General features: G+C 65.5%; 14 protein-coding genes. 11 read left to right on the forward strand and 3 right to left on the reverse strand.

Translation table 11 applies throughout. From position 1 onward, the window contains the following. Position 1: 1 nt before the first annotated feature. The 5 genes from ACNQFN_RS06585 (at position 2) to ACNQFN_RS06605 (ending at position 3,766) form a co-directional block, all read left to right on the forward strand. On the forward strand, positions 2-1,270 hold the full coding sequence (locus ACNQFN_RS06585; protein ID WP_068636081.1) for a cytochrome b: 1,269 nt from the start codon (positions 2-4) through the stop codon (positions 1,268-1,270). Next, the gene (locus tag ACNQFN_RS06590) at positions 1,267-2,022 is read left to right on the forward strand and encodes a cytochrome c1 (protein ID WP_068636082.1); all 756 of its coding nucleotides are present in this window, start codon (positions 1,267-1,269) and stop codon (positions 2,020-2,022) included. Before ACNQFN_RS06585 ends, ACNQFN_RS06590 begins: the two co-directional genes overlap by 4 nt. A 108-nt stretch (positions 2,023-2,130) precedes the next feature. Beyond that, positions 2,131-2,727, forward strand: a complete 597-nt coding sequence (locus ACNQFN_RS06595; RefSeq protein ID WP_068636083.1) for a glutathione S-transferase N-terminal domain-containing protein — start codon at positions 2,131-2,133, stop codon at positions 2,725-2,727. Between the two features lie 55 nt (positions 2,728-2,782). Beyond that, a complete protein-coding gene (locus ACNQFN_RS06600) occupies positions 2,783-3,268 on the forward strand; it encodes a ClpXP protease specificity-enhancing factor (protein ID WP_068636084.1) in 486 nt (161 codons plus the stop codon). Between the two features lie 9 nt (positions 3,269-3,277). Continuing rightward, entirely contained in the window at positions 3,278-3,766 is a 489-nt protein-coding gene (locus ACNQFN_RS06605; protein ID WP_418648342.1) for a hemerythrin domain-containing protein, read from the forward strand. A gap of 47 nt (positions 3,767-3,813) precedes the next feature. Here ACNQFN_RS06605 and ACNQFN_RS06610 read toward each other — a convergent pair whose 3' ends face one another. Further along, a complete protein-coding gene (locus tag ACNQFN_RS06610) occupies positions 3,814-5,067 on the reverse strand; it encodes a D-amino acid dehydrogenase (protein WP_418648343.1) in 1,254 nt (417 codons plus the stop codon). 182 nt (positions 5,068-5,249) lie between these two features. Between ACNQFN_RS06610 and ACNQFN_RS06615 the strand changes: the two genes are divergently transcribed. Then, on the forward strand, positions 5,250-6,251 hold the full coding sequence (locus ACNQFN_RS06615) for a class 1 fructose-bisphosphatase (protein ID WP_068636087.1): 1,002 nt from the start codon (positions 5,250-5,252) through the stop codon (positions 6,249-6,251). A gap of 9 nt (positions 6,252-6,260) precedes the next feature. Beyond that, a complete protein-coding gene (locus ACNQFN_RS06620) occupies positions 6,261-8,015 on the forward strand; it encodes an autotransporter assembly complex protein TamA (RefSeq protein ID WP_068636088.1) in 1,755 nt (584 codons plus the stop codon). A 28-nt stretch (positions 8,016-8,043) separates the two neighbouring features. Here ACNQFN_RS06620 and ACNQFN_RS06625 read toward each other — a convergent pair whose 3' ends face one another. Both ACNQFN_RS06625 and ACNQFN_RS06630 read right to left on the reverse strand, forming a co-directional pair. Beyond that, positions 8,044-8,634, reverse strand: coding sequence for a DUF938 domain-containing protein (locus tag ACNQFN_RS06625; protein WP_245650872.1), 591 nt, complete (start codon positions 8,632-8,634; stop codon positions 8,044-8,046). Between the two features lie 199 nt (positions 8,635-8,833). Next, complete coding sequence (locus ACNQFN_RS06630) at positions 8,834-10,057, reverse strand: glycoside hydrolase family 2 TIM barrel-domain containing protein (protein ID WP_418648344.1); 1,224 nt, start codon at positions 10,055-10,057, stop codon at positions 8,834-8,836. A gap of 305 nt (positions 10,058-10,362) precedes the next feature. On the opposite strand from ACNQFN_RS06630, the gene groES reads away from it, so the two are divergent. The 4 genes from groES (at position 10,363) to ACNQFN_RS06650 (ending at position 14,751) form a co-directional block, all read left to right on the forward strand. Beyond that, positions 10,363-10,653 carry a co-chaperone GroES gene (gene groES / locus ACNQFN_RS06635; RefSeq protein WP_004332931.1) on the forward strand — a complete coding sequence of 97 codons (291 nt, stop codon included), beginning with the start codon at positions 10,363-10,365 and terminating at the stop codon, positions 10,651-10,653. Between the two features lie 54 nt (positions 10,654-10,707). Then, positions 10,708-12,357 (forward strand): chaperonin GroEL, encoded by a 1,650-nt coding sequence (gene groL / locus ACNQFN_RS06640; protein WP_418648345.1) that lies wholly within the window; start codon positions 10,708-10,710, stop codon positions 12,355-12,357. Positions 12,358-12,605: 248 nt separating this feature from the next. Beyond that, the gene (locus tag ACNQFN_RS06645; RefSeq protein WP_418648346.1) at positions 12,606-13,292 is read left to right on the forward strand and encodes a response regulator; all 687 of its coding nucleotides are present in this window, start codon (positions 12,606-12,608) and stop codon (positions 13,290-13,292) included. Continuing rightward, a complete protein-coding gene (locus ACNQFN_RS06650; RefSeq protein WP_418648347.1) occupies positions 13,267-14,751 on the forward strand; it encodes a sensor histidine kinase in 1,485 nt (494 codons plus the stop codon). Before ACNQFN_RS06645 ends, ACNQFN_RS06650 begins: the two co-directional genes overlap by 26 nt. Positions 14,752-14,785: the final 34 nt, after the last annotated feature.

Raw genomic sequence — 14,785 nt, forward strand, 5'->3', positions numbered from 1 at the left:
GATGACGACCAAATCCCAGGCTGTGCTGAACTGGATCGACGAGCGTTTCCCGCTGACGTCGTCCATCAAGGGGCACCTCACCGAATACTACGCCCCGAAAAACTTCAACTTCTGGTACTTCTTCGGTTCGCTGGCGCTGCTGGTGCTGGTGATCCAGATCCTGACCGGCATCTTCCTGGTCATGCACTACAAGCCGGATGCGTCGCTGAACGCCGCCGGCGTGCCGGTGGCCTTCGCCAGCGTCGAGTACATCATGCGCGAGGTGCCGGGCGGCTGGCTGATCCGCTACCTGCACTCGACCGGCGCCTCGGCCTTCTTCATCGTCGTGTACCTGCACATGTTCCGCGGCCTGCTCTACGGTTCCTACCGCAAGCCGCGCGAGTTGATCTGGATCTTCGGCACGCTGATCTTCCTGGTGCTGATGGCCGAAGCCTTCATGGGCTATCTGCTGCCCTGGGGCCAGATGTCCTTCTGGGGCGCGCAGGTCATCGTCAACCTGTTCTCGGCGATTCCCGTCATCGGTCCGGACCTGTCGCTGGTCATCCGCGGCGACTACGTCGTTTCCGACGCCACGCTGAACCGCTTCTTCTCCTTCCACGTCATCGCCGTGCCGCTGGTGCTGATCGGCCTCGTCGTCGCGCACATCATCGCGCTGCACGAAGTCGGCTCGAACAACCCCGACGGCGTCGAGATCAAGAAGAAGAAGGATGCCAACGGCATCCCGCTGGACGGCATCCCGTTCCACCCGTACTACACCGTCAAGGACATCGTCGGCGTCGTCGCCTTCCTGTTCTTCTTCAGCGCGGTGGTGTTCTTCGCGCCCGAAGGCGGCGGCTACTTCCTGGAGTTCAACAACTTCATTCCGGCCGACCCGCTGAAGACGCCGCCGCACATCGCGCCGGTGTGGTACTTCACGCCGTTCTACTCGATCCTGCGCGCGGTCACCTACCCGCTGTTCGGGCTCGACGCCAAGTTCTGGGGCGTGGTGGCGATGGGCGCGTCGGTGGTGATCATCGCCTTCCTGCCCTGGCTGGACCGCAGCCCGGTGAAGTCGATCCGCTACAAGGGGCCGATCTTCAAGATCGCCGTGGCGATCTTCGTGGTGTGCTTCTTCATCCTGGGCTACCTGGGCGTGCTGCCCCCGACCCCGGGCCGTACCCTGGTGTCGCAGATCTGCTCGGTGCTGTATTTCGCGTTCTTCCTGCTGATGCCGTGGTACAGCAAGCTCGACAAGTGCAAGGCCGAACCGGAAAGGGTGAACTTCAAATGAAAATGCGCGTGATCAATTTCGTCAAGCGTGCAGCAGCCGTGCTGCTGTTCGCCCCGGCGCTTACGCTGGCGGCCGACGTCTCGGTGAACCTCGACAAGGCGCCGGTGAGCACCGAGCCGGCTGCACTGCAGCATGGCGCCAAGCTGTTCGTCAATTACTGTCTGAACTGTCATGGCGCGTCCTACGTGCGCTACAACCAGCTGGAGAACATCGGCCTGTCCGAGCAGATGATCCGCGACAACCTGTTGTTCACCGGCGAGAAGGTCGGCGATCTGATGAAGATCAGCATGAGCCGCGCCGATGGCACGACCTGGTTCGGCGCAGCGCCGCCGGATCTGTCGGTGATCGCGCGTTCGCGCGCTTCCGGCGACGGCAGCGGTGCGGACTGGCTCTACACCTATCTGCGCCAGTTCTACCGCGACGCCGAGCGTCCGACCGGCTGGAACAACGTGATCTTCGAGAACGTCGGCATGCCGCACGTGCTGTGGGAACTGCAGGGCGAGCAGGTGGCCAAGGTCACCGAGAACGCCGACGGTTCCAAGCATGTCGAGCTGACGCTGGCCAAGCCCGGCAAGCTGTCGGTCGAGGAGTACGACAAGGCTGTGGCCGATCTGGTCTCCTTCCTCGTCTGGATGGGCGAGCCGGTGGCCGAGAAGCGCAAGGCGATCGGTACCGTCGTGCTGATCTTCCTGGCAGGTTTCTTCGTGCTGGCCTATGCCCTGAAGAAGAACTACTGGAAGGACATTCATTGATCGGAACCGCAGCCGGCCGCGAGGCCTGTTGATCTAGTCCCATCCCAGACGCACCACGCGATCTCGCGTGGTGCGCTTTTGCTTCTGCATCCCCGGAGTGGCAACACCATGATGAATCTGTATTCCGGCACGACCGATCCTTTCAGCCATCGCTGCAGGATCGTCCTGTTCGAGAAGGGCATGGACTTCGAAGTCATCGACGTCGATCTCTACAACAAGCCTGAAGACATCGCCGTCATCAATCCCTACAACCGCGTGCCGGTACTGGTCGACCGCGACCTCGTGCTGTACGAGTCGAACATCATCAACGAATACATCGACGAGCGCTTTCCGCACCCGCAACTGATGCCGCCCGACCCGATCATGCGCGCACGTGCCCGCCAGCTGCTGCACACTTTCGAGCACGAGCTGTTCTCGCACCTCGAAGCGCTCGAGGCCAACCAGAAGGGTGTGGACAAGGTGCGTGCCCACGTCCGCGACCATCTCACCCAGCTGGCGCCGATCTTCACCAAGCAGAAGTTCATGCTCGGCGAGGAGTTCTCGATGCTGGACGTTGCCATCGCGCCGCTGCTGTGGCGCCTGGAACATTACGGCATCGAGCTGCCCAAGGCGGCAGCGCCGCTGATGAAGTACGCCGAGCGCATCTTCAGCCGCCAGGGCTTCATCGATGCGCTGACGCCTTCCGAGAAGGTCATGCGCCGCTGACCGTTCGACCCGCGATGCCCCGTTTCCGGCGCGGGCATCGCCTGATGGAAAGACCATGAGCACAATATCGACCAAACCCTATCTGCTGCGTGCCATCTGGGAATGGTGCGTCGACCAGGGGTTCACGCCCTATCTCGCCGCCATCGTCGATGGTCAGACGCGCGTGCCGCCCGGCTATGCCCGCGACGGCCAGATCGTGCTCAATCTGTCGTCCGAGGCCACCGGCCATCTGCAGATGGCCAACGACTACATCAGCTTCCAGGCCCGTTTCGGCGGTGTCGCCCATTCGCTGGTGATTCCGGTCGCCAACGTGATCGCGATCTATGCCCGTGAGAACGGGCAGGGCATGGCTTTCGAGCCCGAACTCGAGGAAGGGGACGAGAGCGCACCAGCGCTGGCATCCCTGGACGGCGACGCCCAGGAGCCGGAAGCCGCCGAAGACATGGGCGAAGCGGCGGCAAAGGCACGCGAGGAAGCGGCGAAACCCGGCGATGGCTCACCGCGGCGCCCGCGGCCTTCGCACCTGACCGTCGTCAAGTAAGGAGACACGATGTCCAGCCTGGAATGGAGCGAAAAGCTCGAGAATGGTCTTGCGCGCATGGACGACACCCATCGCGAGTTCGTCGAGCTGTATACGGCCGTGGCGAGCGCCGCGCCGGAGAACTTCCTCGCCGCCTACGACGCTTTCGTCGCGCATACCGAAGCGCACTTCGCCCAGGAGAACCGCTGGATGGAAGCGGTGGATTTCCCGGGCTGCCACCGTGCCGAGCATGAGCGCGTGCTCGCCGTGCTGCACGACATCCGCAAGCGCGTGGCCAATGGCGACATGTTCTTCGCCAGGCGCCTGATCCAGGAGCTGCCGGCGTGGTTCGAGAACCACACCAACGGCATGGATGCGGCGCTTGCCTTCCATCTCGACAGCGTCGGCTACGATGTCGAGGCGGAACGTTTCGTGCCGGGCGAAGACGGCGGCGAAAAGTCTGCCGCGGGCTGCGCCTGTGCCACGCTGACGGCCGAGAACAAGACCGCCTGCGCCTGAAGCGGCAGGGATTTCCCTGCCAGAGCTTTCCCGGTGCTGCCGGGCGATCAACCGAGGAAAGGGTAGGCGACCGGGGCTTGTTCGCCGCGCATCAAGGCCACGAGCGCACTGGCCGAGCCGCAGGCGAGCGTCCAGCCCAGCGTGCCATGACCGGTGTTCAGCCACAGATTCGTGTTCGTGCTGCTGCCGATCAGCGGCAGATTGCCCGGCGTGGCCGGCCGCAGGCCTGCCCAGGGCTCGATGCTGGCCTCGTCGATGAGGCCGGGGAGGTTCTGCCGGGTCCAGTCCAGCAGCGGGCGGATGCGCTCGGGCCGGATGCGGGTATCGAACCCCGCCAGCTCGGCCGTGCCGGCGACGCGCAGGCGATCTCCCAGGCGGGAGCAGACGATCCGCCGCGACTCGTCGGTCAGGCTGACTTCCGGCGCCCTGGCGGGCTTCGTCAATGCTGCGGTGATCGAATACCCCTTCACCGGATAGATCGGCAGCCGCATGCCGGTCGGCGCCAGCAGTGCCGCGCTGTGGCTGCCGAGGCAGACCACGTATGCATCGGCGATCAGCGCACCTCTGCGGCCGGCCCCGTCCGCGATGTCGATGCTGTTGATCGTGCCGTTGCCGTGATTCAGCTGCAGTACCTGGGTGTTCCAGTGGAAGCGCACGCCCGCTTGCGCCAGCCGTTCGGCCAATGCCCGGGTGAACAGGTGCGCATTGCCCGATTCGTCTCCCGGTGCATGGATGCCGCCGGCCAGCGGGCTTTGCCGGGCCGCCAGTGCTGGCTCGATGGCGATGCAATCGGCTGGCTGGCAGACACGCGCCTCGATGCCGAAATGCGCCAGTTCCGCCACTCGACGAGATGCCTGGGCGAATTCCCGGGGCGTATTGAACAGGTGCAGGATGCCGCGCCTGCGCTGTTCGTATTCCAGCCCGGTTTCGTCCCGCAGCCGGCCCAGGCAATGCCCGCTCCAGACGGCGAGCGCGGCGATCGCCGCCGTGTTGCGGCGTGTGCGCCAGGGCAGGCACTCGCGCAGGAAGGCGAGCACCCAGCGCCACTGGGCCGGGTCGGCGGCCGGGCGGATCTTCAGCGGCGCGTCGGCGCGGCCGAGCCAGCGCAGGGCGAGCCAGGGCGCCGAGGGATTGGCCCAGGGCTCGGGATGGCTGATGGAAATCTGGCCGCCGTTGGCGAAGCTCGTTTCCATGCCTGCGCCCGCTTGACGGTCGACGAGGCTGACTTCGAATCCCGCCTGTCGCAGATACCAGGCGGTGGTGACGCCGGTGACGCCGGCGCCGAGAACCATGACGTGCATAAAGATGGAGGTGCTGATGGACGGTGGCGCGGAGCGGGGATTCGAACCTCCGTGCTTGGGCCGAGGCAGGGATGATAGCCATCCATCCGGAGAGCGGTGAAACTTTTTTTGCCGTGCGCTGAGTGCAAGGAACCGGGATAATCCGTTGCTGTCAGCATCAATCGCATTCACGGAGTCCCTTCATGCGTCGCGTCACCCTTACCCAGTTCCTGATCGAGCAGCAGCGTGCTGGTCGCATCACCGCCGACCTGCGCTTGTTGATCGAGGTCGTTGCCCGCGCCGTCAAGGCCATCAGCGTCAATGTCTCCAAGGGGGCGCTTGCGGGAGTGCTGGGTGAGGCAGGCACCGACAATGTCCAGGGCGAAGCGCAGAAGAAGCTCGATGTCATCGCCAACGAGATCCTGCTGCAGGCCAACGAATGGGGCGGCCACCTGGCGGCGATGGCCTCGGAAGAGGTCGAGACCGTGCACCAGATCCCCTTCGATTATCCGAAGGGCGGTTTCCTGCTGTTGTTCGATCCGCTGGATGGTTCGTCGAACATCGACGTCAATGTGTCGGTGGGTACCATTTTCTCGGTGCTGCGCATGCCGCCGGGTGGGGCACCGGCGACGGAAGAAAGCTTCATGCAGCCCGGGCGGGAGCAGGCTGCCGCAGGCTACGCGATCTACGGCCCGTCGACCCAACTGGTGCTGACCGTCGGCAACGGCGTGCATGGCTTCACGCTCGACCGCGAGATGGGCAGCTTCATCTACACCCATCCGTTCATGACGATTCCCGAGGAAACGCGTGAATACGCCATCAATGCCTCGAATGCGCGCTTCTGGGAGCCGCCGGTCCAGCGCTACGTCGAGGAACTGCAGCGCGGAGCGGATGGCCCGCGCGGCGTGGATTTCAACATGCGCTGGGTGGCGTCGATGGTGTCGGACGTGCATCGCGTCATGACGCGCGGCGGCATCTTCATGTATCCGATGGACGAGAAATGCCGCGCCAGGGGCGGCAAGCTGCGCCTGATGTACGAGGCGAACCCGATGGCGATGCTGGTCGAACAGGCCGGCGGCGCAGCAAGCACCGGACGGGAGCGGATTCTCGACGTGCTGCCGACCGAATTGCATCAGCGCGTGCCGGTGATCCTCGGTTCGAAGGCCGAGGTGGAGCGCGTCGTCGAGTACCACCGGGCGCACTGATCGTCTCGCATGCGGGTCTGTCGGCGTTTCACCGCTTCGCTGCTGCTGGGCGTGTTCTTGTCGCTGGCCCTGCCTGCTGCTGCCCAGCAGGCGCTGGATGTGAGCCTGGAGGCGCCGGGCGAGGTGCGCGAACTGCTCGAGCGCCATGTCCGCCTGCTCAAGGGTGAGCAGGTGCTGCCCGCCGCCGCGGCCGATCGCATCGCCATGTCGCGCCGTGCGCGGCGCGAGGTGGAACAGTTGCTGGCGACCGAAGGCTATTTTTCGCCATCGGTCCGCACCGACCGCAGTGAAGCGGGCCGCTGGCTGCTGAAGGTCGAGCCGGGGCCGCGGACGACCGTCGGGCAGGTATCGATCGTTTTCGAAGGCGAGGTCGCGACGGCGCAGGGCGGCCCGGAGGCGGGGGGGGCGGCTTATCTCGAAGCCTTGCGCAGCCGCTGGAGCCTGCCACAGGGCGCGCCTTTCCGTCAGGCCGACTGGGATGCCGCCAAGCAGGCGCTGCTCGATGCCGTGGCCGCCCGCCGCTATGCGGCCGCCCGCATCGTCACCAGCCGCGCCGAGATCGATCCCGACACGGCGTCGGCGCGTCTGAGCGTGACGCTCGACAGCGGTCCCGCGTTCTACCTCGGCGCCCTCGAAGTCAGCGGCCTGCAGGCACTGCCTGCCGATCTGGTGCAGCGCTACAGCCGCCTGGAAGCGGGGAAGCCCTACGATCGCGAAGCCTTGCTGGCATTCCAGACCGGTTTGCAGAACACGCCGCATTTTGCTTCGGTGATCGTTGCCATCGACCGCGACCCGGCCCTGGCAAAGGCCGTTCCGGTCAGGGTGCAGGTGACCGAGGCCAATCCCAAGTACCTCGGCTTCGGCGCCGGGGTGTCGAGCAATACGGGCTTCCGCGTCGAGGCCAGCTATCGCGATTCCAATCTGCTGCGCCGCGCCTGGGAATTGTCGACGGGGCTGCGCATCGAGCAGCGCCGCCAGTCGGCCTACGCCGACATCTTCCTGCCGCCTTCGGGGCGGCATCGCGACAGTTTCGGCGCGCTGATCGATCGCAGCGATCTCGAAGGACTCAAGATCAGTTCGCAGGCCGTGGGCGCGACGCGCAGCACGGTGCGGGGCGACATCGAGACTCAGCTCGCGCTGCGGCTGCAGCACGAGCGCATCCAGCCCAGCGGCGCGGACGAGAGTTCGCAGAATACGCTGACCCTCAACTGGACCTGGCTCCGGCGGGCCGTCGATGATCTGCTCGACCCGACGCGCGGTTACGTGCTGGAGTTCCAGGTCGGCGGCGGTACGGCGGTGGCGCTGGCCGACCAGGATTTCGTCCGCCTGTATGGCCGCGCGGTGCGCTACCAGCCGGTCGGCGAACGCGACGTCTTCATCCTGCGCGGCGAGGCCGGCGTGACGCTGGCCGATTCGCGCGAAGGCATTCCGCAGGACTTCCTGTTCCGGACCGGGGGTGCGCAATCGGTGCGCGGCTACGCCTACCAGAGCCTCGGTGTCAGCGAAGGCAGGGCGACCGTCGGCGGACGCTACCTCGGCACCATGAGCGCGGAATACGTGCGCTGGTTCGAGCCGCAGTGGGGAGCGGCGGTGTTCGTCGATGCGGGCGACGCGGCCGATACGCGCGGCGATTTCGATCCGCACACGGGCTATGGCGTCGGCGCTCGCTGGCGCAGCCCGGCCGGGCCGCTGGCAGTCGATCTCGCCTGGGGGCACGACGAACGCAAGCTGCGGCTGCACTTCGGCGTGGCGATCGCCTTCTGATCCGGCTGCCGGGCCCGGTGCTCCGGCCTCAGGCTTCGCGCCGGAAGATCAGGCTGAAGTTGTTGGCCGGCATTTCGATGACTTCGTCGAGCCGGAAGCCATGCTCACGGGCTTCGGCCTCCACCGCTTCCAGGTCGCGCACGCCGAAGCCGGGATCGACGTCGTGCAGCCATTCGTCGAATGCGGCATTGGACGGCGCCGTATGCGCGCCGTCGCGACGGTAGGGGCCGTAGCAATAGACGATGCCGCCTTTCGGCAGCACACGGGCTGCGCCACGAAACAGCGCCGCCGTGCTCGACCACGGCGAGTAGTGCAGCACGTTGATCGCCACCACCGCATCGGCGTGCCGGACCGGCCAGGTTTCGCTGTTCAATTCCAGTTCGAGCGGCGTCTCGATGTTGGGCAGGCCGGAATGCGAGATCCAGGCGGTGATGGAGTCGATCGCGGCCGGATCGCCTTCGGTCGGCTGCCAGTGAAGCCAGGGCATGTGGGCGCAGAAATACACGGCATGCTCGCCGGTTCCGCTGCCCACCTCCAGTACCGAGGCCGCGTCGGGCAGGATGCGCTGCAGGACCGGCAGGATGTGGCCGCGGTTGCGTTCAGTGGAAGGGGAGAACATGCGTCGATCGTTGGGCATGGGGCGGGGAGAGGCTGATGTATCGGGTCGTTGGACTGTCGAGCGCGGAGTGTGATCCAGACCGCCATGCCGGGCGAGCACCGACAGTCGTCGACCGTGAATTTTTCCCCGCTCCATGTGTATGTCCTGATTGTTGGCCGAGCCCATGCCGGAGAACGGGGGCGTCCGGCAACGGGAAGCTTCAGCGCACCAGGAAAGGAAGGTTGGCTGTTGCCGCTTTGCCGTGGCGGTCGCGCGCGGTGATGAACAGGCGATAGGCCCCCGGCTCGGCAGGTGCCAGCAGGCGCACGCTGGCGGCATCGGCGTGCAGGATGCGCGTGGCGATGCGAGCGGGCGGGGATTCGTGGTCACCGCCTTTGCGCAGATCGGTGGCTTCGGCAAGGATCTTCCATTCCGTCTCCAGCGCCGTGCCATCGGCATTGACGGCATCGATTCCGGCCGAAATCTCCGCCCCGGGGGCGAACGCGTCGGCGGCGATGCCGATGCCGCGTACGACCGGCGCGGGCCTCTCCACCGGCCGGCCCCAGAACGAGGCCAGTGCATCGCTCATCGCGGTGCCGCTGCCGTCGGCCAGCAGCAGGCCGTGCCAGGTTTCGGTCTGTTCCTGCTTGGCGCCCCACAGGAAGGGGAATACGCCGCGAATCTGCGGCTGGCGCGCGAGATAGCCGAGGGCTTCGGTGAAGAAGCGGGCTTTCTCGCTGCTGGTCGGTTCCACCGGCGCTCCCCAGGGTTTGCGGCCGGCCTGCCACTGGCCGAGCGGCCCCAGCTCGGTGATGACGACCGGCTTGCCGATGCCGGCGTCGCGCAGCCGCCGAGGCAGATCGAATACCGCGCCGGCATAGACGTTGATGCCCAGCAGGTCGACGTTCGGGCAGCAGTCCGCCAGGCTGCGGAAAGCGTCCATGCCGGTATCGGCGACGACCATCAGCGTCGGGTGGACCGGATCGATCCGCTTGATCGCCGCAGCGAGGCGATCGACCTCGCGCCATAGCGGCAGCGGGTTTTCCACCGCGGTCTCGATTTCGTTGCCGATGCCCCAGGCGAGCAGGGCGGGGTGTCCCCGGTGGTGCCTGACGAATTCGAGGATGGCCCGCTCCTGCGCCTGCACGGCCTGCTCGTCGTCATAGCTGAAGCCGTGGCGCGGATGCTCCAGCCATAGACCCATGACCACCTTCAAGCCGAGCCGTTGCGCTTCGTCCAGCACCCAGGCATCGGTCTGCCGATAGACGCGTACCGCCTGGGCGCCGGCGGCGGCCAAGCGGGCGAGGCCGGCTGCATCGCCTTCGAAGGCGGCGCCCTGCCACTGTGTTCCCGGCGTTGCCTGGCCGGCAGCGGAGCACAGGCCGCTGACGCAGACGGAGAGAGCGAAAAGGGTGTGCCGGAAGGCTGCCGCAAGAATGTTCATGTCGATCCACTGTTCGGAGCGGTGCCTGTGCCCCGTGCTCCATTCCCCAAGGGTCTGTCCTGCCTTGGGGCGGCCCGGCGGCAGAAAAGTTCAGCATCCGATGGCGCTTTGGGCGGCAGAGCAGAAATCACGTGGGCTGCACTTGAAATCCCGGAACCCCGTCCCTATTATTAGCACTCGTTGGCAGTGAGTGCTAACAAGCCCGGAGCGGCGCAGTTGCTGCATTCGGGCCACTGCGAATTTTCCGCGGGGCAACCCGCAAGCCATCAACCCAAACAGTCGAACCGAAGATAGGAGTGAACTCGATGAAGATTCGTCCCCTGCACGATCGCGTGATCGTCAAGCGTCTGGAAGCCGAGCGCAAGACCGCCAGCGGCATCGTGATCCCGGACAGCGCAGGCGAGAAGCCCGATCAGGGCGAAGTCCTGGCCGTCGGTAACGGCAAGATCCTCGACGACGGCAACGTGCGTCCGATGGCCGTCAAGGTGGGCGACAAGGTGCTGTTCGGCAAGTACGCCGGCCAGGCCGTCAAGGTCGAAGGCGAAGAGCTCCTCGTGATGCGCGAGGAAGACATCATGGGCGTGGTCGAAGGCTGAGCCTTCTCCCGTTCCTGAAGCGCTAATCCTTAAAAAATTCCGGAGTTCTGAAGAATGGCAGCTAAAGAAGTCAAGTTTGGTGATTCCGCCCGCGAACGCATGGTCGCCGGCATCAACATCCTCGCCAACGCGGTCAAGGTGACCCTGGGCCCGAAGGGCCGCAACGTGGTGCTGGAGCGTTCGTTCGGCGCCCCGACCGTGACCAAGGACGGCGTGTCGGTCGCCAAGGAAATCGAACTGAAGGACAAGTTCGAGAACATGGGTGCGCAGATGGTCAAGGAAGTCGCTTCCAAGACCTCGGACATCGCCGGCGACGGCACCACCACCGCCACCGTGCTGGCGCAGTCGATCGTGCGCGAAGGCATGAAGTACGTCGCCGCCGGCATGAACCCGATGGACCTGAAGCGCGGCATCGACAAGGCCGTCGCCGCCACCATCGAAGAGCTGAAGAAGCTGTCCAAGCCCTGCTCGACCAACAAGGAAATCGCCCAGGTCGGCTCGATCTCGGCCAACTCCGACAGCGACATCGGCGACATCATCGCCAATGCGATGGACAAGGTCGGCAAGGAAGGCGTGATCACCGTCGAAGACGGCAAGTCGCTGAACAACGAGCTGGACGTCGTCGAAGGCATGCAGTTCGACCGCGGCTACCTGTCGCCCTACTTCATCAACAACCCGGACAAGCAGGTCGCGATCCTCGACAACCCGTTCGTGCTGCTGTTCGACAAGAAGATCTCCAACATCCGCGACCTGCTGCCGGTGCTGGAGCAAGTCGCCAAGGCCGGCCGTCCGTTGCTGATCATTGCCGAGGACGTCGAGGGCGAAGCCCTGGCCACGCTGGTGGTGAACAACATCCGTGGCATCCTGAAGACCTGCGCGGTCAAGGCTCCGGGCTTCGGCGACCGCCGCAAGGCCATGCTGGAAGACATCGCCATCCTGACCGGCGGCCAAGTCATCGCCGAAGAAGTCGGCCTGACGCTGGAAAAGGCCACGCTGGAAGACCTGGGCCAGGCCAAGCGCATCGAGATCGGCAAGGAAAACACCATCATCATCGACGGTGATGGCCAGGCCGATCGCATCGAAGCCCGCGTCAAGCAGATCCGCGTGCAGATCGAGGAAGCGACCTCCGACTACGACCGCGAAAAGCTGCAGGAACGTGTGGCCAAGCTGGCCGGCGGCGTTGCCGTGATCAAGGTCGGCGCCGCGACCGAAGTCGAAATGAAGGAGAAGAAGGCTCGCGTCGAGGATGCCCTGCACGCTACCCGCGCTGCGGTGGAAGAAGGCATCGTGCCGGGCGGCGGCGTTGCGCTGCTGCGCGCCCGCGCCAACCTGGGCGGCCTGAAGGGCGACAACCACGACCAGGACGCCGGCATCAAGATCGTGCTGCGCGCGATGGAGCAGCCGCTGCGCGAGATCGTCGCCAACGCCGGCGACGAGCCGAGCGTGGTGGTGAACAAGGTCGTCGAAGGTTCGGGCAACTACGGCTTCAATGCGGCCACCGGCGAGTACGGCGACATGGTCGAGATGGGCGTGCTGGATCCGACCAAGGTGACCCGCACCGCGCTGCAGAACGCCGCTTCGGTCGCCGGTCTGATGCTGACCACCGACTGCATGGTCGGTGAGCTGGCCGAAGACAAGCCGGCCGGCGGCATGCCCGACATGAGCGGTATGGGTGGCATGGGCGGTATGGGCGGCATGATGTGATGCCCGCCTGCGGCAAGCCTGTTTCGGCAGGTTTGCCGCTTGCCGTCTGACCAGGAAGGCCTCGCGCAAGCGGGGCCTTTTCAGTTTGCGGCAGGCGCTGCACAGGCTCTTTCGCCCTTGCTGCCAGTGTAGTCAGAATCCGTGGGATAATTGGTTGCTTCCGCTGCATCCAGCGACCGAGCAAAGGAAGTGCATTCCAGTAAATGCTAGGTGCATTCGCTTACGCACAACTTACATCCCGGAATTCCATGCGTATTCTGCTGGCAGAAGATGATCCCGTGATTGCCGACGGCATCGGCCGCGCCTTGAAGCGCAATGGGTATGCCGTCGATCATGTCGACAACGGCATCGACGCCGACGCGGCGCTGGCGTCCCAGTCCTACGATCTGCTCATTCTCGATCTCGGCTTGCCGCGGTTGCCGGGCATCGAGGTGCTCAAGCGCCTGAGAGCGCGCAAGTCGGCGCTGCCGGTGCTGATCCTGACGGCGCAGGACGGCGTCGATGACCGTGTGCGCGGGCTCGATGCAGGGGCGGACGACTACATGGCCAAACCGTTCGCCTTGCCCGAACTGGAGGCGCGTGTGCGTGCCCTGACGCGCCGCGGCACCGGTCAGGCGCGCTGCCTCGAACTGGGGCGCCTGTCCTACGACCAGGCCGACCGTGTCGTCAAGGTGGACGGCCAGGTACTCGAGCTGTCGGCGCGCGAGATCGGCTTGCTGGAAGTCTTTCTGCTGCGCGTCGGGCGGCTGGTGAGCAAGGATCAACTGGTGGATCACCTCTGCGGCTGGGGGGAGGAAGTCTCCAGCAATGCCATCGAAGTCTACGTACACCGTCTGCGCAAGAAGCTGGAGGACAGCGGCGTGCGCATCGTGACCGCTCGCGGGCTGGGCTATTGCCTGGAGAACTCGGATGCGGCGCCGACGGCGAAACCTTGACAGGGCCGTATCGAGTACGAAGCGCCCGGGGCCGCCGAATTCCCTGTTCGGCGAAATCCTCGACTGGTTGCTTGCGCCCTTGCTGTTCCTGTGGCCGATCTCGATCATCATCACGCACAACGTCGCCGACAACATCGCCAATCAGCCCTATGACCTCGCGCTGGCCGATGGTGTCAGGATGCTGTCCCGCATGGTGGCGTTCGATGAAGGGCAGGTCGTCGTGCGCTTTCCCGCGCCGCCCCGTGCCCTGTTCCGTGCGGACCAGGATGACGTGCTGTATTTCCAGGTGGCGGATGAGCATGGGGTGATCGTGGCCGGTGATGCGGACATTCCCAGGCCCCAGGGGCTGCAGCCGCCTGCGGGTGAGGAAGTGCTGTTTCGCGACGAAACCATCCATGGCGAGGAGACGCGGGTCGCCTACCGGCTGCTGAAGGCGGGTGAGGGCGAGGATGCGCCATTGGTCTGGGTGCAACTGGCCGAAACTCGCAACAAGCGCGGCGACCTCGCTTCGCGCGTCGTCACCGGCGTGCTGCTGCCGCAGTTCGCCATCATTCCGCTGGCGGTGCTGCTCGTCTGGGTCGGCCTGTCGCGCGGCATCACGCCGCTCAACCGCCTGCAGAGTCTGATCCGCCGCCGGCGGCCGACCGATCTTTCTCCCGTCCAGCCGGCGAGCGTGCCGGAGGAGGTGAGGCCGCTGATCGTCGCCTTCAACGACATGATGGCGCGCCTCGAAGAAAATCTGCAGGCCCAGCAGCGCTTCATCGCCGATGCAGCCCATCAGATGCGCACGCCGCTGACCGGGCTGAAGATGCAGACCGACCTCGCCCTGCACGAGAGCGACCCCGAGCAGCTGCGCCAGTCGCTTGCCCACATCGCCGAAAGCACCGATCGCGCGTCCCACCTGATCAACCAGTTGCTGTCGCTGGCGCGGGCCGAGGCGAGTTTCGAGAAGCTGTATGCGGTCGAACCGGTGAACCTGGCCCTGGTCGTGCGCGAAGTGGCGCTGGAACTGTTCCCGCGCGCGCAGGTGAAGGAGATCGACCTCGGTGCGGAGGGCGGCGACGGGGAGCTGCTGGTCGAGGGCAACCCGGTGCTGCTGCGCGAAATGGTCAAGAACCTGGTCGATAACGCGGTCAAGTACACGCCCCGTGGCGGGCGCGTGACCGTGCGGACGCGCTTTGCCGGCTCGCCGATTCTCGAAGTCGAGGATACCGGCCCGGGCATTCCCGAGACGGACCGGGAGCGTGTGTTCGAGCGCTTCTATCGCGTGCTGGGAAGCGGCGCCGACGGCTCCGGCCTGGGGCTGCCGATCGTGCGTGAAATTGCCGAACTGCACCGTGCCATCGTGACGCTGGATGCCAATCCGGCAGGGCAGGGGACGCTGGCGCGCGTGGTTTTTCCGCGCAGCCATCTGCATGCTCCGCCTCCGGTGCAGGGCGACGTCTACCCCCTTGGTTGAGTGCCGCCGCACACCGTCCTGCCATGGTTCGCTG

The organism is Thauera butanivorans, assembly GCF_048398245.1.
Lineage (GTDB): Bacteria > Pseudomonadota > Gammaproteobacteria > Burkholderiales > Rhodocyclaceae > Thauera > Thauera butanivorans.